The sequence below is a fragment of the Bradyrhizobium sp. UFLA05-112 genome, assembly GCF_053572325.1.
The window spans coordinates 1-19,700 of sequence record NZ_JBANBK010000043.1 but is presented as its reverse complement, the minus strand read 5'-3'; the positions used below and the strand labels follow the sequence as shown (position 1 = coordinate 19,700).

20 protein-coding genes are annotated in these 19,700 nt (G+C 62.8%); 4 read left to right on the top strand and 16 right to left on the bottom strand.

What is annotated here, in order from left to right; genetic code table 11:
* Window positions 1-10: 10 nt before the first annotated feature.
* The 9 genes from SO180_RS23835 to SO180_RS23795 all read right to left on the bottom strand — a co-directional run bounded on the left by SO180_RS23835 (window position 11) and on the right by SO180_RS23795 (window position 8,806).
* A complete protein-coding gene (locus SO180_RS23835) occupies window positions 11-778 on the bottom strand; it encodes a LamB/YcsF family protein (protein ID WP_449381274.1) in 768 nt (255 codons plus the stop codon).
* Between the two features lie 37 nt (window positions 779-815).
* Complete coding sequence (locus SO180_RS23830; protein ID WP_449381273.1) at window positions 816-1,793, bottom strand: 5-oxoprolinase subunit C family protein; 978 nt, start codon at window positions 1,791-1,793, stop codon at window positions 816-818.
* A complete protein-coding gene (gene pxpB, locus SO180_RS23825) occupies window positions 1,790-2,485 on the bottom strand; it encodes a 5-oxoprolinase subunit PxpB (protein WP_449381272.1) in 696 nt (231 codons plus the stop codon). The genes SO180_RS23830 and pxpB overlap by 4 nt, the downstream gene beginning before the upstream one ends.
* 215 nt (window positions 2,486-2,700) lie before the next feature.
* Complete coding sequence (locus SO180_RS23820) at window positions 2,701-3,795, bottom strand: ABC transporter ATP-binding protein (RefSeq protein ID WP_449381271.1); 1,095 nt, start codon at window positions 3,793-3,795, stop codon at window positions 2,701-2,703.
* A gap of 11 nt (window positions 3,796-3,806) precedes the next feature.
* Window positions 3,807-4,871: an extracellular solute-binding protein gene (locus SO180_RS23815; protein WP_449381270.1), complete on the bottom strand. Its 1,065-nt coding sequence runs from the start codon at window positions 4,869-4,871 to the stop codon at window positions 3,807-3,809.
* A gap of 28 nt (window positions 4,872-4,899) precedes the next feature.
* Window positions 4,900-5,703 (bottom strand): ABC transporter permease, encoded by an 804-nt coding sequence (locus SO180_RS23810; protein WP_449381269.1) that lies wholly within the window; start codon window positions 5,701-5,703, stop codon window positions 4,900-4,902.
* Window positions 5,703-6,551 carry an ABC transporter permease gene (locus tag SO180_RS23805; RefSeq protein WP_449381268.1) on the bottom strand — a complete coding sequence of 283 codons (849 nt, stop codon included), beginning with the start codon at window positions 6,549-6,551 and terminating at the stop codon, window positions 5,703-5,705. The genes SO180_RS23810 and SO180_RS23805 overlap by 1 nt, the downstream gene beginning before the upstream one ends.
* Window positions 6,552-6,806: 255 nt before the next feature.
* Window positions 6,807-8,009 (bottom strand): pyridoxal phosphate-dependent aminotransferase, encoded by a 1,203-nt coding sequence (locus SO180_RS23800; RefSeq protein WP_449381267.1) that lies wholly within the window; start codon window positions 8,007-8,009, stop codon window positions 6,807-6,809.
* Between the two features lie 2 nt (window positions 8,010-8,011).
* Entirely contained in the window at window positions 8,012-8,806 is a 795-nt protein-coding gene (locus SO180_RS23795; protein WP_449381266.1) for an SDR family oxidoreductase, read from the bottom strand.
* 229 nt (window positions 8,807-9,035) lie between these two features.
* Here SO180_RS23795 and SO180_RS23790 point away from each other — a divergent pair, with 229 nt between their 5' ends.
* Entirely contained in the window at window positions 9,036-9,728 is a 693-nt protein-coding gene (locus SO180_RS23790; RefSeq protein ID WP_449381265.1) for an SDR family NAD(P)-dependent oxidoreductase, read from the top strand.
* A gap of 198 nt (window positions 9,729-9,926) precedes the next feature.
* On the opposite strand, the gene SO180_RS23785 is transcribed toward SO180_RS23790, so the two are convergent.
* The 4 genes from SO180_RS23785 to SO180_RS23770 all read right to left on the bottom strand — a co-directional run bounded on the left by SO180_RS23785 (window position 9,927) and on the right by SO180_RS23770 (window position 14,579).
* A complete protein-coding gene (locus SO180_RS23785; protein WP_449381264.1) occupies window positions 9,927-10,160 on the bottom strand; it encodes a hypothetical protein in 234 nt (77 codons plus the stop codon).
* Window positions 10,157-10,378 (bottom strand): hypothetical protein, encoded by a 222-nt coding sequence (locus tag SO180_RS23780; RefSeq protein ID WP_449381263.1) that lies wholly within the window; start codon window positions 10,376-10,378, stop codon window positions 10,157-10,159. The genes SO180_RS23785 and SO180_RS23780 overlap by 4 nt, the downstream gene beginning before the upstream one ends.
* A gap of 284 nt (window positions 10,379-10,662) precedes the next feature.
* Window positions 10,663-11,409 carry a Crp/Fnr family transcriptional regulator gene (locus SO180_RS23775; RefSeq protein ID WP_449381262.1) on the bottom strand — a complete coding sequence of 249 codons (747 nt, stop codon included), beginning with the start codon at window positions 11,407-11,409 and terminating at the stop codon, window positions 10,663-10,665.
* Window positions 11,409-14,579, bottom strand: coding sequence for a CheR family methyltransferase (locus tag SO180_RS23770; RefSeq protein ID WP_449381261.1), 3,171 nt, complete (start codon window positions 14,577-14,579; stop codon window positions 11,409-11,411). The genes SO180_RS23775 and SO180_RS23770 overlap by 1 nt, the downstream gene beginning before the upstream one ends.
* A gap of 177 nt (window positions 14,580-14,756) precedes the next feature.
* Between SO180_RS23770 and SO180_RS23765 the strand changes: the two genes are divergently transcribed.
* Both SO180_RS23765 and SO180_RS23760 read left to right on the top strand, forming a co-directional pair.
* A complete protein-coding gene (locus tag SO180_RS23765) occupies window positions 14,757-14,966 on the top strand; it encodes a hypothetical protein (protein WP_449381260.1) in 210 nt (69 codons plus the stop codon).
* Window positions 14,947-15,189, top strand: coding sequence for a hypothetical protein (locus SO180_RS23760; RefSeq protein WP_449381259.1), 243 nt, complete (start codon window positions 14,947-14,949; stop codon window positions 15,187-15,189). The genes SO180_RS23765 and SO180_RS23760 overlap by 20 nt, the downstream gene beginning before the upstream one ends.
* Before the next feature lie 19 nt (window positions 15,190-15,208).
* On the opposite strand, the gene SO180_RS23755 is transcribed toward SO180_RS23760, so the two are convergent.
* A complete protein-coding gene (locus SO180_RS23755; protein ID WP_449381258.1) occupies window positions 15,209-16,216 on the bottom strand; it encodes a chemotaxis protein CheB in 1,008 nt (335 codons plus the stop codon).
* Between SO180_RS23755 and SO180_RS23750 the strand changes: the two genes are divergently transcribed.
* Window positions 16,191-16,706, top strand: a complete 516-nt coding sequence (locus SO180_RS23750) for a response regulator (RefSeq protein ID WP_449381257.1) — start codon at window positions 16,191-16,193, stop codon at window positions 16,704-16,706. The two genes, SO180_RS23755 and SO180_RS23750, sit on opposite strands and share 26 nt — an antisense overlap.
* Window positions 16,707-17,300: 594 nt before the next feature.
* On the opposite strand, the gene SO180_RS23745 is transcribed toward SO180_RS23750, so the two are convergent.
* Together SO180_RS23745 and SO180_RS23740 are read right to left on the bottom strand one after the other, a co-directional pair.
* Window positions 17,301-17,909: a cysteine hydrolase family protein gene (locus SO180_RS23745; protein ID WP_449381256.1), complete on the bottom strand. Its 609-nt coding sequence runs from the start codon at window positions 17,907-17,909 to the stop codon at window positions 17,301-17,303.
* Between the two features lie 148 nt (window positions 17,910-18,057).
* A complete protein-coding gene (locus tag SO180_RS23740) occupies window positions 18,058-18,825 on the bottom strand; it encodes an SDR family NAD(P)-dependent oxidoreductase (RefSeq protein WP_449381255.1) in 768 nt (255 codons plus the stop codon).
* Window positions 18,826-19,700 lie beyond the last annotated feature (875 nt).

The window sequence follows — 19,700 nt, the reverse complement described above, 5'->3', positions numbered from 1 at the left end:
TCCCGCGCAGCTAGTTGACCAGCACCGCCGCCGGGGCGACCTCGCCGCCGCCCTGCTCCACCACACGCCGCACCGTGGCCGCGAGATCGACGGAGCCGGGAGTGTCGCTGTGAATGAGAATCGAGCGCGCCTCGACCTTGATCGATTTGCCTTCGATCGTCTTCACCGTGCCGCTGTCCAAAAACCTCTGAACCCGCTCCGCCACTGCCTCCGACGAGGTGATGACCGAATTGGGCAGCTTGCGGGACACGAGATGGGCGTTCTCGTCGTAGGCACGATCGGCAAGAAAGAGCGTCAGCACCCGCAGGCCGACCTTGCGGGCGGCATGTACGATCGCGGCGTCGGGCTGCGAGAACACGATGAAGTCACGATCGATGGTTGCGATTGCGCGGGCGACGACGGCGGCCATATCCGGATCGGCGTTCACCATGTTGCCCATCGCTGCATGGAAGCTGACATGGGTCACGCGATGGCCGGCATTGGCCGCGATGCCCTGGAGTGCACCGATCTGATAGACCATATGCTTCTCGAGCTCGGCCGCATCCATCTGGATCACGCGGCGGCCAAATCCGAGCAGATCCGGCAGACCCGGATGCGCGCCGACTTCAACCCCCTTGGTCTTTGCCATGCGGACCGTGCGATCCATGATGATGGGGTCGCCGGCATGGAAGCCGCACGCCACGTTGGCGGAGGAGACGATTCCCATGAGCGCCTCGTCGTCACAAATGCGATAGTTGCCGAAGCCTTCGCCCATGTCCGAGTTGATGCCGATTTTCATGTTTGAACCATCCTTCTTGATTGTTGCTTAGTTCCACTCAAAGAGCTCGATAAAGATCGGCCGTCGCGCGCACCCTGCCGATGTACTCGTTGACGGGAGCCATGGCGGCAACGGCATCCTGGTAGCTGATCTCGCTGAATGCGATGAATGATCCCGACCGCGCCTGGCCGAGGCGCCACAGATCGGCCTGGATCACCGCGGCCATCTTCGGATACCCCCCCGCCGTGTTGGCGTCGCTCATCTGGATGATCGGCTCACCGCCCGGCGGCACCTGTACGACGCCGGCCACCACGCCATGCGAACGCATCTCGACCGGTGCAGCCAATGTCAGCTTCGCTCCGCTGAGCCGATACCCGCCGCGATCACTCTGCGCGCTGATCTTCCATCTTGTCGACCAGAACATCGCCTGCATCTCCTCGGAAAACAGGTCGTGCTCTCCAGCGCGGATGACGCGCACCCGCAGAACGCGATCCTCCCGCGGATCGGACTCCGCGATAGCGATCTCGGGTGGCTCGGCACCAAACTCGACGCGCCCCGAGGAGTCCCGCCGCGGATTTCCGATCGGCACGACGTCGCCCGACTGCAAGGCACGCCCGTCCAATCCGCCGAATCCCGCGCGAAGATGCGTGCTCCGTGAGCCAAGCACCGGTGGAACGTCGATACCACCTTCGAGCGAGACGTAGACGCGGGCACCGCGTTTGGGCGAGCCGATCGTGAGGACATCTCCTGCTCTCGCCCGCATCCGCCACCAGGGCGGAACGGCTCGCTGCCCCAGCCTCGCATCACAATCAGCTCCAGTGAGCGCAAATGAGATGTCCGCATTGAAACGCAGGCGGAAGGGAAACGTCTGCACCTCGATGCCCGCGGCGTCACCATCGTTGCCGAGAAGCGCGTTGCCGGCTTCGAGAGCGACCGGGTCCATGGCGCCGGACGTACTCACACCGAAGCGGCGCACGCCGCGGCGACCACGGTCCTGGATCGTGTTGAACGCGTGGCTGGTCAGGATTTCGATCACAGTTCGATCCGATCGATTCTGAACTTGACGCGATCGCCCGGTGCCATCAGCGACGGCTGTGTCTTGTGGGGATCGAACATCGCGATCTCGGCCCAGCCGATCGCGTTCCAGCCGTTCGGGCTCGTGAGCACCGCAACGCCGGTCTGCATCCCGCCGATCGTCACCGAGCCCGCGCGCATGTTGAGCGAGGGGACCGATTTGCGCGGCATGAAGATGCGGGGATCGAGGCCGTGGAGATAACCGAATCCCGGGGAGCTAGCGATCGCACAGACGGTATACTCACCCTCACTGTGGATCCTGATCACTTCCTGCGCCGACAATCCCGAGCGCGCCACCACCGCCGGCAGGTCGAAGCCAAGCTCGCCGCCGTAGACGACGGGAATCTCGATCAGCTTGCCGTCCGCATTACGCGGGCTCAAACGATGCCAGAGCTCGATAATATCTGCTGCAAGCGCGCCGATGTCGTTCGGCGGCTGCACAAACGTGAGCATGACGTTGGTCACGCCAACGACGGCTTCTTCGACATTGGGCCAGGACGAAAGTACATCGGCAAGCGACCAGATGCGGCCCTGCTGAACAAGGTCGAACTCCCCCGGCGCCTCCACCAGCATGGCCAGTGTGCCGATCAAGCTGATCTTTGGGTCCTTCTCGAGCACGCCGATGAAGGGAGAAACGCGGTGGGTGATCGACAAACAGCGCTCCGGAGATCGACGCGCGGCCTCGTGGCCGCTACGCCCAAATCTAGATGACCCGCGCGAGCCGAACCAACACGTTGTCGCTCTGCGGGTATAGGGGATATTGATTGCTGGCGAGATGTCCTGCCGCCTGCACCGGGGCGCACGCCGGCGAGCGCATGAGTTGCGCTCGCTATCCGGTTTGATGATCCGCGGGCTTGCGACCCCGAATTTTAGTGCCGCGCAATGACGTGATTGCTCGGTGCGTTCCATCGCGCAACGACCTGCTGCCCTACCGCGTAGCGGAGCTCCGATTGCTGCGACTGGTTCTGCTCGAATACAATCAGTTGCTCACCGCTCGCCGTCTTCAGATAATAGTGACTGACGAAGCCGCGATAGACGACCTGATCGATCCGCGCAGCCACACTGTTTGGCCGATCCGCCGCACCAACCTGATCGGCTCCCTCGACGATGATCGCTTCCGGCCTGATCGAGACCATCACGTCCGCGGCAGAAGCCGGTACCTGATCGACCTGGAGCTTCAGATCCTGCGACACGCGAATGATCGCGCCATTTCCGTTGCGCTGCTCGACCTTGCCCTCGAACAGGTTGGAGGCACCGATGAACTTCGCGACGAATTTGGAGGCTGGCCGCTGATAGATCTCGGTCGCCGAGCCGACCTGCTCGAGCTTGCCGTCCCGCATGACGACGATCTTGTCAGCCATCGTCAGGGCTTCGTCCTGGTCGTGCGTCACCATGATCGTGGTCAGGCCCAGTCGCCGCTGAAGGGCTCGCAATTCGACCTGCATGCTTTCGCGAAGCCCCTTGTCGAGCGCACCCAACGGCTCATCGAGCAGCAGCATCGCAGGCTCGATCACCAGCGCTCGCCCAAGCGCAACGCGCTGTTGCTGGCCACCCGAGAGCTGGGTCGGATATCGCTTCCCGAAGTTCGAAAGCTGGACAAGGCTCAGCGCCGCGGCGACCTTCTTGGCGGCCTCCGCCTTGGCGATCCCTCGCATCTGCAGGCCGAATGCGATGTTCTCCTCGATCGTCATGTGCGGAAACAACGCGTAGTTCTGGAACAGCATCCCGATGTTGCGCCGATGCACCGGCACATCGGTGATCTTCGCGTTGTTCACCAGGACATCACCGGATGTCGGGCGGATCAACCCAGCGATCATGCGAAGGCAGGTCGTTTTCCCGCATCCGCTTGGACCGAGCAGGGCCACCATGTGACCCGGCTCGATCGTCAGAGACACCTCATCGACCGCGACGACGCGGTTGTATTCCTTGCTGAGACGTTCAAGCCTGACTTCGGAGGACCTCATGATTATCCGCCTTAGCTTGTGAAGACCTGGTTGTAACGCTCCAGCCAGGGGCCGCGGCGCGGCACGATGAAATTCCAATCCGGCGTGAAGAGCCCGAGATCGGTCGCCTTGGTATCCGGATATGCGAGGAACTTCGCCGTCTCCGGCTTGAAGTCGATGCCGCTGACCGAGGGCGCACTCAGCGTCTGCTCAGAGAGCATCTTGGCAACCGACGGCTCGAGAATGCGGTTGATGAGTGCTGCTCCCAGTTCCGGCTCGGGCGCATTCTTGACCACCGTCATGCTGTTGATGCCCGTGAACGCGCCTTCCTTGGGGAAGGTCATGTCGAGGGGCATTCCCTTCGCCGTATGCGGGTAAATGGCCTTCGAATACTCGATGCCGCCGATCGTCGCCTGTCCCTGGGCGACCTGGAGGACCTGCGCCTCGCTGTCATAGATCGTCAGCACGTTCGGCTTCAGTGTCGCCAGCTTGTCCCAACCCTGATCGACCAGATACTGGGCTTCCTTGAACGGCTTGCCCGTCACGAGCGATGTCGCGGCGATGAGCATCAGCACGCTTTGGGTGTTTTTCGGCGTGTTCAGCAGAATCTGCTTGCGATACTTCGCATCGAAGATCTGTTCATAGCTCTCGATTGGTTTCGTCACCTGCGGGTTGATGAACAGGGCCGCACTCGAGATGGAGAACCCGACGCCGTAGCCATCCTCGAAGATGTAGCGCGGATACACCTTCGCGAGATTGGGAATCTTGGCAGGATCGAGCTTGTCGATCAAACCCTCCTGCTTCGCCTGCGGGATGCCGACATCATCCATCATCATGACGCTGTATCGCGGCGTATCGCGCGTCGCGCGGAGTGCAGCGATGTTGGAGAGGGTCGCTCCTTCAATCGTAAAGACGCGACACTTGAACTCCGCCTCGAACTTGGGAATGACTTCCTTCTGGATCAGCTTACCCAGGGCGGAGTTGTAGACGCCGACATGAAGCTGCTTGGCGTCCTGTGACCACGCCCGGCTGATGATCGTCGGGAAAGCAACCGCGGATGCACCGGCCTTGATGAGATTTCTACGCGTCAGTCTCATGGTCCAATCTCCATCTACGAAGTAAAAATCAGGCGGCCAGCGCGCGGCGAAGACCTACCAGCTTCTCCAGAAGCAGGACGCCGACCATCGCCATTAGGATGATGATCGTCGACATCGCTGGCACGGAAGGATCAAACACGTTGACGAGCTGCCGCATCAGCACGAGCGGCACCGGCGAGTACTCGGAATTGGCGAGCCACATCGTGACCGGGTAATTGTCGAAGGACACCATGAAGGCGAACAGACCTCCGGCGGCAACCCCGGATGCGATCTGCGGCAGCGTCACACGCCAGAAAGTCCACAGCCGGTTCGCACCAAGCGTCCGAGCCGCATCTTCCAGGTTCTCGTCCACCAGCTGAAGGCTGGTGACCACGGTCCGGATGACGTACGGCGAGGTCACGACAACGTGCCCGATCAGCAGGTTCAGCCTCGCATCCTGCGAGCCGAGCTTGGTGAGGACCTGGAGCAGCGCGAGGCCCGTCACCAGGGCGGGGAAAATCAATGGCGAGAGCAGGAAGCCCTTGATGGCCGCCAGGCCAAAGAAATTTCCGCGTACCAGCGCAAACGACGCCGGCACACCGAGCAGCAGCGAGCCCGCCGTCGTGCCGAGCGCCAGCAGGATGCTCAGCCGCATCGCCTCCAGGAAGTCTCGATCCCCGAGGACCTTGAAGTACCATTTCAGCGTAAAACCCTGAGGCGGAAACGTCACGAAATAGGAGTCGGAAACCGACACCGCCATAACGAGAAGCAGCGGCGCCATGATGAAGACCATCATCGCGGTCGTGATCGCATAGAGCACAAAGGCACCAAAGCCGGAAAAATGCTCGTCCATCAGGTCGGCCTCCGGAGACGGCGGCCCTCGAGAAGCCACATCGAGAAACCATTGACCGCGAAAACGACACCCACCAGGACCACAGCGATCGCCGCACCAAACGGCCAGTCGTACACGACGAAAATCTGCTGCTCGATCAGATTGCCCAGCATGATCGCGGACGCCCCTCCCAGGATGGCAGGGATGACGAAGGAGCCCGCCGTCAGCGAGAACACCAGGGTGAAGCCCGCCACGAAACCGGGCATGCTCAACGGCAACGTCACCCGCAGGAAGACTTTCCACCAGGGCGCACCGAGAACGCGGGCCGCATCCTCCAGATTGCGATCGATCTTGCCGAGCGCGGATGCCAGCGGCAGGACCATCATCGGGAAGAACACATGCAACGATCCGATGACCACGGCTTTCTCGGTATAGAGGACCGATACCGGCCCATCGACGATGTGCAGCGTCATCAGGATCCAGTTCAACATCCCCTTCGGGCCGTTCGCCAGGATCAACTGCCACCCGTAGCCACGCACGACGACGCTGACGACCAGCGGCGCGATGACGATGAGCGTGATAATTCGCGTAACGAGGGGGCGGCTCTTCACCATGACCAGCGCAACCGGATAGGCCAATACGGTCGCAAGAGCAGACGTGATCAGGCTGATCCTGAGCGTCGTCCAGAACACGCGCGCATAGAGCTCGACATCGATGAGCCTTGCGTAGTGCGCGAGCGTGAAGGGAGGCCCGATAATTCCCTGGCTGTTCTGCGTCTGTATGCTCGAGAACAGCAGCCTGATTGCGGGATAGAAGAAGAAGTAGGCCAGGAAGACCATCATCGGGAGCGCGAGCAGCCCGGCGGGCAAGCTCAGGCGCCACCGCGATCCCTGTCGGGCCTCTGGTTGGGCACTTACAACAGCCACCGCATCGTCGCTGGTCATTGCTGGCCGTCCCCGACTGCGCGATCCCAAGATCTACCCCTCTTTAAGCAAAGCTTAGACGCCGACATCCGATAGGACCAAGATTGTCTCCATTTAGGGGCATTGCAAACGGTTATGACAATGGGTGTGGCAGCCTGTGCCTGAACTTCAGTCATCGGGCCGCCCCTTACCTACCTCCCGTCAGCGCAAGCCTTCGCAGAAGCTCGCAATGCGCCGGCATCCCTCCTTCAGCGTTTCGATATCGGTCGCATAGGAAATCCGGAAATACGGGCTCATTCCGTAGGCTCCGCCGTGAACGGCGGCGACGTATTGCTCCTCCAGAAGGGCCGAAATGAAGTCGGCATCGGTGTCCAGCCGCCGCCCTCCCTTGGACGTCTTGCCGATGCAACCGGCGATGTTCGGGAACACGTAAAATGCACCCTGCGGCTTGTGGCAGGTGATGCCGGGGATCTGATTGAGGAGCGAGACCACCAGATCGCGCCTGTCGCGATAGATATCGGCCCGCTCCTTCAGATAACCCTGAGGACCGTCCAGAACAGCCACGGCGGCCGCCTGGCTGAGCGTGCAGATGCCGCCCGTCGCCTGACCGTGGACATTGTTCATGGCGGCAATCAAGCTTTTGGGGCCGCCGCAATAGCCGACGCGCCATCCCGTCATGGCGTAGGCCTTGGACGCGCCGTTCACCGTTACGACGCGATCCTTCAGCCTGGGCTCGACCTCCGCAATCGTGCAGAACTCGAAACCGTCATAGGTGAGGTGCTCATAGATGTCGTCGGTGAGGATCCAGACGTCGGGATGCCCGAGCATGACGTCCGCGATCGCGCGCATCTCGGCGCGCGAGCAGGCGGCGCCGGTCGGATTGTTCGGGAAGTTCAGGATCAGCCACTTCGTCTTGGGTGTGATCGCAGCCTCGAGATCCGCCGGCCGCAGCTTGAACTGGTTGTTCTCCGGGCACGGCACCGAAACTGGCGTCGCCTCGGCGAGGAGAACGATGTCCGCGTAGGTGATCCAGCCTGGCGCCGGAATGACCACCTCGTCGCCGGGATTGCAGGTGGCGAACAGCGCGTTGAAGATGATCTGCTTGCCCCCGTTGGCGATCAGGATTTCATCGAGGGCATAATCGAGATTGTTCTCACGCTTGAACTTGCGCTGGACCGCGGTTCTCAGGGCCACCGTCCCCGGCATCGCCGGGTATTTGGTATCCCCTGCCAGGGCCGCCCGATGCGCGGCGTCGATGGCATGCGGAGGCGTCGGGAAATCGGGCTCGCCGGATGACAGGCTGACGATCTTGACGCCCGCATCGCGCAGCTCACGCGCCTTATCCGTCATCGCCGCCGAGGCGGACACTTTTACGGTTTTGAGGCGGTTCGCAAGTTCAGGCATCGTCAGCTCCGTTTCTTGATCTCTGTCTGTTGCGCGACCTCTGTCCGCCGCGCAAATCGCAGGTCACCTACGACCTGAAATGTTGGAATGACCTCGAGCATCGCGACGTTCATGCGCATCGGCGATCCCACGGCGAACGCGATCGCGTCCGCAATGTCCTCGGGTTGAAGCGTCTCGAAGGCGCCGACAAAGCGATCATTCCCGTCGCCGCCGACGTCCGGGTTCTGGAAAATGCCGGTCGCGACCCGGCCCGGCGACACCTCGGTGACGCGAACCCGGCTGCCGAAGAGGTCCACGCGCAATTGCTGCGACAGCGAATGGATGCCGGCCTTGGTCGCGTGATAGGCGACGGACGAATTGAACGTCGTCGCGTTCTCGCCGAATGCATAGTGGCCGGCAATGGAGGAGATGTTCACGACGTGCCCACGGTCACGCTTGGCCATGCCCGGCACGATCAGCCGCGTAAGATGGAGGACCGCCCGCAAATTCACGTCCACGAGCGTGTCGACATCCTCAGGGGCGGTATCCAGAATATTGCTGCGTCGGGACTGGCCGGCGTTGTTGACGAGCACATCGAACTCGGCCGAGCCTGCCAGTTCCGTCAGCGCGCCCAGATCGTTCACGTCAACCGCACAGGCGCGGCACCCGGTCTCCGCCGACAAGGTCGCCAACCGTCCCGCGTCCCTGCCGGTCGCATAAACCTCGAGGCCCTCTGCGCTCAAGCGGCGAACCGTCGCAGCCCCGATTCCCGAGGACGCACCCGTCACCAATGCCGTTCGAAAGTCCGCAAATCCCATCCGCATGGCTCTCTTGCGATCAAGCGGAGCGGCGGAACACTACGTTCACATAAATGGGCACGGATAGAACGGATTCGGTCTGCCCTCATAAGCATGGCCGATAGCTCCGCCAAGCGATCCCATAAGCGTCACCGATACAGGCAGAGTGAATTGCTCTTACTCGCTTCCGGCCACGTCCCCCTACATTCGCTACGGTCCTTTTTGGCTCACCCTTGAGAGAGAAACGTACATGCTGGAGGTCAATAACCGGATCGTCATGGTTTCGGGCGCCTCGCGCGGCATCGGACGCGCCGTGGTCGATCGACTGCTGGCATCGGGTTTCCGAGTCTCGGCGGGAGTTCGTAATCCGAGCGCCCTGCAGGAGAGTCCGAGGCTCATGACGCACCGTTACGACGCTGACGACGCCGAGAGCCCCAAGGCATGGGTCAAGGCAACGCTCGCGCGATGGGGCGGCGTGGACGCCATCGTCAACGCAGCCGGCATCAATCCGAAGGTCCGCGTCTCCGACGAGGGTGAAGACGAATTGGAAGACATGTGGCGGATCAACGTCAAAGGCCCGCTCCGTGTCATCAGGGCCGCCCTGCCCCATCTGGCAGTTTGCGGCCACGGGCGAGTGGTCAACCTCGGCTCGCTCGCCGGCAAGCGCGTGGGAAGTAACGTCGGTTACGCCATGACCAAATTCGCCGTGGTCGCGCTCACGCACGGCATCCGCCGCGAGGGTCGCGCTGCAGGAATCCGGGCGACCGTCATATGCCCCGGCTATGTCGCCACCGACATGACGCTGAACGATGACGAGATTCCCCGCCACGAGATGAGTCAGCCCGGCGACATCGCACGACTGGTTGAGACCGTTCTCATGCTGCCGAACAACGCTTCGGTCTCCGAGCTGCTGGTGCACTGCCAGTTCGAGCCGATGTTGTAGCTATCGGGTTGCACGACCGTCGGTAACCTGCCGCAGCGAGCAGAGGCGTCTGGCGCACCGGGACATCCACCGGCTGACGGGCCTCCGCAAAAAACTCGAAAACAACCCCATGCAAAGTAGCCGGCAATCCCGAACACGGATCGCTACGATTTTTCCGAAATTGATTGACACGTCGGGCAAATCACCGGCATGATGCCATCATCGCAGACTGGCGCGCGGGGCCCGGTCGCCAAGCTGCTTCACACGATCCGGCACTTGCGAGACGGCTTCGAACCTGGCGACGCGCTGGTCCAGGCGCCATAGCTCGATGCGATAGAAGCTCACGAGCGCCTGCGCCTGACGCTTGGCATCCTCCTCCCCGTCGCAGACGAGGTTGATGCAACCGAAGACATGGCCGTCGGGGTTAATCTGAAACGCCCGGTAATGTTTCATGATCTGCCCTCTCCTTGCCAGCGCTTGCGGACGGCCGGGGCGGTCAACCAATCGGTCAGACTGGAAGCCACTTCGTCCTGCTTCGCACGGCGCAGCAACATCTCCCGCTCCTTGCCGGCCGGAAGACGGCGGGCATGTTGGCGGGCCTGTTCGGCTGATATCTGCAAACGCTCCTGGAGCGAATGCGTCTGTTTGGTTCGATTGCGTTTGGCGGTCATTTTCTGCGTTCACGGATGATCTGGCTTGAAGGGAGTCGGCCCCCGGCCGGAGGCTCAGAGCGCCGGGGCCGATCACCTGCCGCACCGGGGCGGCCCGGGCGGGCAGCCTTCGCAGCTTCGGAGCGGAACTGAGTTCCAGCATTTCCATAGGTTAAGCAAATGCGATCGTTGCGCGCAGGCTGACAAACGCTGCATCGCAGCACGCTAGATCACCACGGCCTCGCGCGCCGCACTCTGGACGGTCGCGAACGGCTCGACTGGTGCGTGACAGCTAGCGTTAGAAGCTACTTACTGCGATAGAGCTGCAGATAGCCCGGCGAGTACAGCGCGGCGTCCTTGAGTGCATCGAGATCGGTGATGGTCAGTGTTCGCTCGCGCAGTACGATCAGGCCGTTGGCGCGCAATTCCTGCACGGTGCGATTGAGATGGACCACCGACAGGCCGGTGGCATCGGCCAGATCCATCTGGGTTACCGGCATGATACAGGAATTGCCGTCGACCATTCCAACCGGGCGCAGCCGCTCGAAAATCTCGCAGAACAGATGCGCCACGCGTTCCAGCGCGACACGGCGGCCGAGATTGATGGCCCATTCGCGCTGGATGGCGCTGTTCACGAGCGTCTCACACCAGAACGCTTCCGCGAGCGAACGGTCGCTAGCGACAAGGCTCTCGAAGCGCGTGCGCTTGATTTCGGTATAGACGACCGGCGTCAGCGTCGCGATCGAGTGATCCATCACCGTCAGCAGGTACGCATGCGCGTCGCAGGTCTCGCCAGGGAAGATGAAGTTGACGATCTGGCGCCGGCCGTCCTCGAGCGTCTTGTAACGGCAGAGCCATCCCGACAGCACGATACGGACGCTGTCGACGGAATCGCCCTCCGAGATCAGATCCTCGCCCGATCCGGCGCGCTGCATCCCTTCGAGAGCGGCGTGCTCAAGCGAAGCGGAGGCTTGGGCCGACAACGGCCGCAGCGCATTCAGCCTGCGGACGACCGGATCAGTCACGCTTCGATCTAGAGTGGACACGGGCATCAACTAGCGCTCCCCCCGGCCATATGGAACGTGCGTTTGCTCAAAGGAATGGTGATCGTGCATTGCAGTCCTGAAGCGCTGAACGCCATCGTCGTCTGCCCCTTGAACTCGAACGCCAGCGTGCGCTCGAGAAGCTCCGTGCCAAAGCCCTTTCGCGGCGGCGGTGTGACCTGCGGCCCGCCCCGCTCGCGCCATTCGAAGACCAGCTCCGCCGGGTCGGTGGACTCATCGAGGCGCCAGGCGATCTCGATCCGCCCCGTGGGCCGGCTCAAAGCGCCGTATTTCAACGCGTTGGTCGCGAGCTCGTGGACGGCGAGTGCGAAGGTCTCGGCGGCCTTCGGCTGGAGACGCACCTTCGGGCCGGAGACCCGCACCTGCTCGCCTTCCCTGGCATTATAGGCCAGGAGCTCCTCGACGACGAGATATTCAAGATCGACGCCGCCCCCCGGATCGCGGGTCACCAGCGCCTGGGTGCGTGCGAAGGCGTTGAGCCGGCCGTCCAAGTGAGAGGCGTATTCCTCGACGGTAGAGCTCGTTTCCGCCGATCGACGGGCGATCGAGCGCACGACGCCGAGCGTGTTGCGGACGCGATGCTGCAGCTCGGCGAGCAGCAGGCGTTGCCGCTCCTCCGCGCGCGTGATCGCGGTGACGTCGATGAAGGTGATGACGACGCCGGCGATGAAATTGTCGATGCTGCGATAAGGCAGGATGCGCACGATGTAGCGCGTGCCACTATCCGGCGCGGTCAGCTCGCGCTCGGCGCTGGCCAGCGTTCGCAGCACCCGGCGTACGTCGTCATAGAGCTCCTCGATGGGGATACGCGCCTTGATGTGGGCGATCGGGCGGCCGACGTCGGTTTCCACCAGATGCAGGACCTGTGTGATCGCGGGCGTGAAATTCATCACCCGCAAATCGTTGTCGAGGAACACGGTTGCGATCTGCGTGCTCTCGAGGAAATTCTTCAGGTCGCTGGTAGCGCGTGTCAGCTCCTGCACGCGGTGCGCCAGCTCGCCATTGACGGTGGTCAGCTCCTCGTTGACCGACTGCAATTCCTCGCGCGAGGTCTCGAGCTCCTCATTGGCCGATTGCAGCTCCTCGTTGAGCGACTGATATTCCTCGTTCGAGGATTTCAGCTCCTCGTTGGTGCTCTCGAGCTCCTCGATGGTCGCCTGCAACCGCTCCCGCGTTGCCCGCAGCTCGCTTTCCAGACGCTCGACATGCTCGGTACGCACCAGCACATTGGGGTTGCTCTGGTTGGTATCGATCACCCGGACCGGGCCGTCCTTGAACAGGACGAGGAAGTTGCGATGGCCGCCGGCGCCGTCCTGGATCGGCTCGACGGTGATGTCGACGAGCACGCGGTGGCCGTTCAGCCCGAGTTGCACCTGCTCGGCATGGGCTGCCTCATTGGTCTCAGCGGCGCTGCTGAGCGCCGTGCGCAATTCGAGCCTGAGATCGCGGTGCACGAGCTGGAGCAGGTCGAGCGTGGCGGCGCCCGCGGTCGGCTCGATGTAGCGGCCGGTGCGCCCTGAAAAATGCAGGATCTGGAAATTGTCGTCGGTGATGACGTAGGCCGGCGCGTAGCGCTCGGCGATCCGCTGCGCGCGGCGCTCCAGACCCACATCTGGTCCGAACGAACGCACCGGCGGCACCTCGACCGGCGCCCTGCCCGCCGCCGTCGTGATCGGAAATTCCGGTGGCAGCCGCGTTCCGGTCTCGAGCTTCTTGAAGATGCGGGCACGGCGGTCGACCGGAGCGAACAGCTTTGGATGCCGTGTCACGTTCCCGGAATTGCCGAGAAAGAGGTAGCGGTCCGGCAACAGCGCGAAATGGAACAGCGGGATCACCCGGTTCTGCAGTTCGGCATTGAGATAGATGAGGAGGTTGCGGCAGGAGACGAGATCGAGCTTGGAGAACGGCGCGTCCTTGATGACGTTGTGCTGCGAGAAGATGCACATCTCGCGCAATTCCTTCACCACGCAATAGGTATCGCCTTCGCGCACGAACCAGCGCGCGAGGCGTTCGTTTTTCATATCCGCCTCGATACTGGTGCGGTAGCGGCCGACCCGCGCAGTGGCGAGCGCGCGCCCGTCGATGTCGGTTGCGAAGATCTGGACCTGTGGTGCGGAATCGAGCCGCGCCATGTGCTCGCGCAAGAGGATACCGATCGAATAGGCCTCCTCGCCGGTGGCGCAGCCGAGCACCCAGATTCGAACCTGCTGGCCCGCGCCCTTGCCTTCGAACATCTTCGGAATGATCTGGGTCTCCAGTACCTCGAACTCGCGCTTGTCGCGGAAGAACTCGGTGACGCCGATCAGAAGATCGTTGAAGAGGTGTTGGGCCTCGTCCTTATCGTTCCGCAGGAAATCGACATAGCCGGGAATCTCGTCGATCTGGACCACCTGCATGCGCCGCTGCACGCGACGCAGGAAGGTGTTCTGCTTGTACCCATGGAAATCGTTGCCGGTCTTGTTGCGCAGGATGTCGGCGATGCGCGAGAGCGAGGTTGCAGCCGCGGCCAGCACCTCGTCGAAGCCCTGCTTCTCCTCGAGGCGCCGCAGGTGACGGGCATAGACCTGGATGTGTTCGGGGATATCCTCGGGCGGCAGCACGTAGTCGGCGATGGCCGCGGGTGTGTTGCCGTCGAGCATATGCTCGGGCTCGGGACTCACGGCCTTCTCGGCGATGGCGAGACCGCCGTGGTCCTTGAGCGTCGCGGTGCCGAGCGTTCCGTCGCCGCCGGTGCCGGCGAGGATCACGCCAATCGACTGCTCGGCGCGCTCTTCGGCGAGCGACACCAGGAAACTGTCGATCGTGGCTCGCTCGCCGGGTGCTTGCTCGGCCTTGCGAATCGCAAATCGGTCGCCGTGGATGGTGGTGATCATCGCCGGCGGGCACAGGTAGATCGTGCCCCCCTCGATCGCTTCGGCCTCCCCGATGTCGGCGACCTTGGCGCCATTGGATCCCCGCACGATCTCGCGCAACCGGGCCTCGTCGAAGGCCTCGTGATGCTGAAGCGCCAGGACGATGGCCTGGTCGGCCGCCACGGTGAGCTTGGCAAAGAAACGTTCGATGCTGTCCAGGGCGCCGGGCGACGCGCCGACCCCGATGATCAGCGGGGCCTTGACCTGACGCTCTCCCTCGACCGACTGGTCGCCGACTTCATTCATGGCTCTGCTGGCTCTCATTGGCTGGCCGGGAGCAACCGGCGCCCGGCCTCTGCAAATAGCAGAAACCCATGTTACCCCAACAGATCAAAGGCAGAAATGGTCCCGCGCGCCTCCGCCCAGGGCGTTGTCATGCCCGGCGCAAACGGCCATAGCCGTGCCGTGCCGCCGGAACCCGCGATGCAATTTTCCGAAGAGCTCGCAGCCCTGATCAAGCGGGCCGAGGGCGCCACGGCAGCCGCCCACCGCTTGTTCGACGAGAACGACCGCTGGCGCCAGAGTGTCGTGCGGCAGTTCGACTACATGTTCGAGATCGGCGCCGAGTTCAGGAGACCGCCCCTCAGCTGGACGCAGGCGGCTCCGGATCGACTTGCTGCTGAAGATAGATGACGCGCTGCTCGATCAGGGTGCGGTGGCGCTCCCACTCGACCAGGGTCTGCTTGAGCAGGTCGACGAGGCGCTCGGCCTGACGCGTGTCGTGGCCACCGGCCACAAGATCGCGAACCCGCTCCTCCTGGTCGCGCACCCGCTGCCAGCCTTCCTCGATATCCTGATCGGCCTTGACGAGAAGTCGCTGCTCGGAATGGAGCTGCTCGGTACGCTCGGCAAGTGAGAGGGCCATGGCCACGCCTTCAGGCCTCCCGCTTGCGGGCCGGAGGATCGAGCGACTGTAGCACGACGCGCCGGATCAAGTCGGCATATTCGCGATATTCGACGGCGCGCGCGTCATACATCTCGGCGACTGCGGACCGGCCACTGCGCCTGCCGTCGGCGGCCATGCGCTGGACCAGTTCCGCTCGCTCCTCGATGATGCGCAGCGCGACGCGCAGGGCTTCGTCCACCCGCCCCTCCTGCTCCTTTGCAAGGACATCGGTGGTGTAGGCATGACCGACCTGGCAGCGGAAACGCATCGGACGCGCTGCCTTGACCTCGGACAGGACACCGCCACAGCCCGGGCAGGTCAGCGCGACGGGATCGGCAAGTGCAACAAGGCTGTCGCTGCCGATCCGGTCGCCGGCTGCAATCTCGACTTCGAGGCGGATGTCCGGCGGGATCGGCAATGTCGCCCCCGGAGGTTCCCTGACGAGATCGGACAGCACGTCGCCCATGGTTGCGCCGGGCACGCACAGATCGATGGTGCTCGCCTCCAAGGCACGCCGCGGCATCTCGTCGGAGATGGCGTCCAAGGGGTCCTGGACCACGGTCATCCCGCCGCAACGCTTGATGGCGTTGAGACCGGCTGCACCGTCGGACAGCAGGCCGCTCAGGAGCACGCCGATCACGCGAGGGCCATGATGCAGCGCTGCCGAGCGGAACAGGGCATCGATCGCCGGTCGTACCAGGTTCTCACGCGGACCGCGCCCGAGCAGCACATGATGTTCGGACAACAGCAGATGATGATCCGGCGCCGCCAGATAGACGTGACCGGTCTCGATTTTCATGCCGTTTTCGGCCTGCCGGACCGGCAGCTTGCCGGCGCCGCTTACGACCGTCGAGAGAATGCCTACGCCTTGCGCCGGTATGTGCAAGACGATGAATATGGCCGCCGGCAAGTCCGCCGGAAGGCGGCCCAAAATCTGCTTCAAGGGTGCGGTCGCCCCCGCCGAGCCCCCGATGACGATGATGTCGCGGTTGCTCATGGAACCCGCCTTCGATTACATCGTTTGGACCAAGGCGGCGGCCCGTTTTAGGTTCCTAACGGCCTGGAGCAGCGCTGGAGGCATCATGTCGGCATCGCCCACATCGTCCCGTCAACACATGCTTCTGGCGGGCCGGAGGATACTCGTCGTCGAGGACGAATATTTTCTCGCCGACGACATCGGCAAGACGCTCCGCGCGCTCGGCGCGGAGATCGCCGGGCCGGCCGGTCACATCGAGGACGCGATCGAGATTCTGCACGATGGCGGCGTTCTGGATGCCGCAGTGCTCGACGTGAACATTCGCAGCGACATGATCTTCCCCGTAGCCCGCGAGCTCAGATCGCGCCACGTGCCCTTCGTGTTCACGACGGGGTACGACAAAATCACCGTCATTTCAGAGTTCCAGGACGTGTTGCTCCTGGAGAAACCGATCGATCTGGCAGCAATGGCCCGGAAACTGACTGCGCTCATCAACGAGCGGAGGGGCTGACACTTAGCGACACGTGTTGCTTGCGGCGCTCATCGCAAAGATAAAGATAGAGGGAGATGCGATGATCTACACACCTGATTACGCGCTGGACTCAAGAGTCCTGGCGAATTCGCGCGAGCTGGTTCGCGAGGCGCTGGTACTCTTACGCGACAGCGATCACCTCGTCAGTGCGCTGCGCCTGCGTGAGGAGCTGGGGTGTCACGAACTCCCGCCGATGAAGGCTAGCGCCGGACGTAACGCCCGAGCGTCGCGCTCACGGCAAGTTGACAGCTAAAAGAGATGCGCGAAGGTGAGCCAGGCGGTGACCGCCAGGCACAGAACAACGGCGGCGTACGGCAGCGCGACGCGCAAGGTTGCCTCCGGGCCCATCAGCTCAGCATCATCCAGACAATCGCCCCCGTCATCACCAGAAAACCCGTGATGGCGGTCGCAACAAAGGCCTGTTCCACGCGGTCCATCGCCATGGCAGCCCCCTTTCCAGCCCAATCAGTGTGATTGGCTGCGACGCCTCGCGCATTAGGATATGTGAATCGGCTGCGCCTACTTGCTTCGGCTGCGCCTCAGAAGTTGCAGCGCTTCGGCGCTACGTCTTGGCTATTCTCGCCAGAATCTCGCCAGTTCCTCGGCCGTTACCAGATCCACCTGCCCATGGAAGCGAGTGCGATACATCGTCATGAGCGCATCGTGCCCGATATCCGAAGAACTGCACAAAGCGTCCTCCACGATGACGACCCTGAAACCGAGATCCACCGCACTCAGGACCGTCGACAAAACGCAAACGTCGGTTTCCGCACCGGTGACGACCACCGTGCCCACTCCTTTTTCGACCAGCAGGCCTGCCAGGGCGAGATTGCTGAATGCCGAATAGGCTGGCTTGTCGATCACCCGTGCCGGAGGGACGAACCGAGCCAGAGCCGGCACAAGGTCGAGGCCGAGCGGCGGAATCCGGGCGCGTGTCGCCTCCTTCCAGCGGCGAAAATAAGCCTGCCATTGCCCGGGACGATCTTCCGGGTCCTCAGGCGTGATGAAGCGCGAAAAGACGGTTCGCGTCTTGTAGCGCGAAGTGATCCCGGCGATCGCAGGCAGAACCCTCTCCATCCAGGGCGTTGCCCACAGCCCGCCGGGAGCGAAAATGTTCTGCATGTCGATGCAGAGGTGAACAGCATCCCGGATCTCGGCAATCTGCGACCTGTCGTCCCTCATCGTCCTGCACCCGTCAGCCTCTCGCGATTGCGTTGAACCGCAGATTGCGCTTCGCTCGCCGCGGCACCTGGATAACGCATCAGAGGCGGCGGAGTGGCGCGAGGATGGTCGGGACTGGCAGACCAAACCGGCCGGTGATCCGCTTAGCCTAAGAAAGCACAACACCCGTCAGTTCGCCCAACTTGGAGACGAGCCGGTCCTGGAATTCCGGATCGGTTGCCTCACCGGCCGGCTGCTCCTGCCGGAGGTGATGCCAGTAACGACCGCTGACCAAGGCGGCCGGTTCTTCGCTTGCGGCCAGCCAGGTCTGAGTCCGTTGCCCGGTATCGAGATCTACCGGCGCTCCCGAGCCGCCCATTCTTGTTCGCACCCAACCGGGATCGACGGCGTTGCTCAAGACCTGCGGCCAGCGCCGCGCCAGCGCGAAAGCCAGTGCGGCGACGTGCAGCTTGCTTTCGGCGTAGGCCCGTGCCGCATCCCAGGGCCGCTTCGTCCAGTCCAAATCGGCCAGCGAACCCTCCCCGCTGCGGTGCAGACCGCTGCTGAGGTACACTAGCCGTTCGGGGCGCTTGATCAGCGCCGTCAGCATGTACGGCGCTAGGGTGTTTATTGCGAGAGTGACGGCATGGCCGTCGGGCGTCGAGCCGCGACTTCGCTCCGAGTACACGCCGGCGTTATGGATCACCGCATCCATTCGTCCGATCGCGTTGACCTGATCTGCGATGTCTCGAGTCTCGGCCCCGCTGCGGAGATCGCCGATCACGACCGCTGCGCCCCGCGAGGCGAGATCGGCGACGGCCGCAGCTCGGCCGGCCGAGCGGGCGTGCAGCACAACTCGATGGCCGTCATCTAGAAGCGATTCCGCTGCCGCTCGACCCAACCCATCCGCGCTGCCGGTGATGAAAACGGTGGCCATGCCGCTCCTCTCGAGGTTCCTGCTCACACACTGATTGCTCGACAATCTTGGCTCGATCAAGAGGTTGGGAACACCGCGTAACCACGCCTTGCTATTTCGCGGCAAGCGAGCACCTTGGTGCATAGCGCGGTGTATCCGCGCGCCATGGCTCTAGGGGTTAGAAAGGCGGCAAGCTTGCTGGCCAATCCCGCATGAGCCCGTCGCAGCGGCGGGAGAAAACTTTATCCCAAGTTATGGCGGGAACTTATTCGGAGTGCGGAAGTGAGCCAGCTTCGACCTCCAATTGTAGCCTGAGACGGTCCCGCGGCCGGACGTAAGCACGCTTCCGCTTTTGTTGTGATCTCGCGCGCCTCACCAGGACGGTCATGCCCGTCAGTCTAACGACGGTGATCGACATGAAGAACCTGCGACCGCCGCATGGTCGTCAGAACTTCGTTGGCCCCTTTGGGGTCGCGCCCATGCCGATGCAACTCAGCGACTACCTCTTCTTGTCTGTCGTCCGGCAGGATCCCGCTCGCCTTCTCCAGCATGGCACTCAGCCTCAACATGGCGCTCAGCTTCCGCGCGATGCTGCGACGGCGTGGCTCGATGTCTCACAGCCAGTGCGCTGTGCCGATTTTCAGTCTGGAAATCTATCACGCCGTCGGAGTTAGGGAGTCCAGCAGGATTTGCTTGCCTTAAAGACCGGGAGGCAGAAGTGCTCAGATTGCTGATCAAGCTTGCCGTGCTAGCGACGTTGCTGACGGCCCTGATTGCTCCGCCCGTGATTAACCAGGCCTTTGCCAATGCCGGCGGAGGTGGCGGCGGCATTGGCAAAGGCCTGGTTAATCACGGGCGGAGCAATCAGGGCCGTCAGCAACGTCGCTAGCACGGCA

Bases quoted from the DNA above. Each gene is read 5' to 3' on its own strand.
- SO180_RS23835 (WP_449381274.1), bottom strand. From the start codon at position 778: ATGAAAATCGGCATCAACTCGGACATGGGCGAAGGCTTCGGCAACTAT.
- SO180_RS23820 (WP_449381271.1), bottom strand. From the start codon at position 3,795: ATGAGGTCCTCCGAAGTCAGGCTTGAACGTCTCAGCAAGGAATACAAC.
- SO180_RS23815 (WP_449381270.1), bottom strand. From the start codon at position 4,871: ATGAGACTGACGCGTAGAAATCTCATCAAGGCCGGTGCATCCGCGGTT.
- SO180_RS23810 (WP_449381269.1), bottom strand. From the start codon at position 5,703: ATGGACGAGCATTTTTCCGGCTTTGGTGCCTTTGTGCTCTATGCGATC.
- SO180_RS23800 (WP_449381267.1), bottom strand. From the start codon at position 8,009: ATGCCTGAACTTGCGAACCGCCTCAAAACCGTAAAAGTGTCCGCCTCG.
- SO180_RS23795 (WP_449381266.1), bottom strand. From the start codon at position 8,806: ATGGGATTTGCGGACTTTCGAACGGCATTGGTGACGGGTGCGTCCTCG.
- SO180_RS23790 (WP_449381265.1), top strand. From the start codon at position 9,036: ATGCTGGAGGTCAATAACCGGATCGTCATGGTTTCGGGCGCCTCGCGC.
- SO180_RS23785 (WP_449381264.1), bottom strand. From the start codon at position 10,160: ATGAAACATTACCGGGCGTTTCAGATTAACCCCGACGGCCATGTCTTC.
- SO180_RS23780 (WP_449381263.1), bottom strand. From the start codon at position 10,378: ATGACCGCCAAACGCAATCGAACCAAACAGACGCATTCGCTCCAGGAG.
- SO180_RS23775 (WP_449381262.1), bottom strand. From the start codon at position 11,409: ATGCCCGTGTCCACTCTAGATCGAAGCGTGACTGATCCGGTCGTCCGC.
- SO180_RS23770 (WP_449381261.1), bottom strand. From the start codon at position 14,579: ATGAATGAAGTCGGCGACCAGTCGGTCGAGGGAGAGCGTCAGGTCAAG.
- SO180_RS23765 (WP_449381260.1), top strand. From the start codon at position 14,757: ATGCAATTTTCCGAAGAGCTCGCAGCCCTGATCAAGCGGGCCGAGGGC.
- SO180_RS23750 (WP_449381257.1), top strand. From the start codon at position 16,191: ATGACGATGATGTCGCGGTTGCTCATGGAACCCGCCTTCGATTACATC.
- SO180_RS23755 (WP_449381258.1), bottom strand. From the start codon at position 16,216: ATGAGCAACCGCGACATCATCGTCATCGGGGGCTCGGCGGGGGCGACC.
- SO180_RS23745 (WP_449381256.1), bottom strand. From the start codon at position 17,909: ATGAGGGACGACAGGTCGCAGATTGCCGAGATCCGGGATGCTGTTCAC.
- SO180_RS23740 (WP_449381255.1), bottom strand. From the start codon at position 18,825: ATGGCCACCGTTTTCATCACCGGCAGCGCGGATGGGTTGGGTCGAGCG.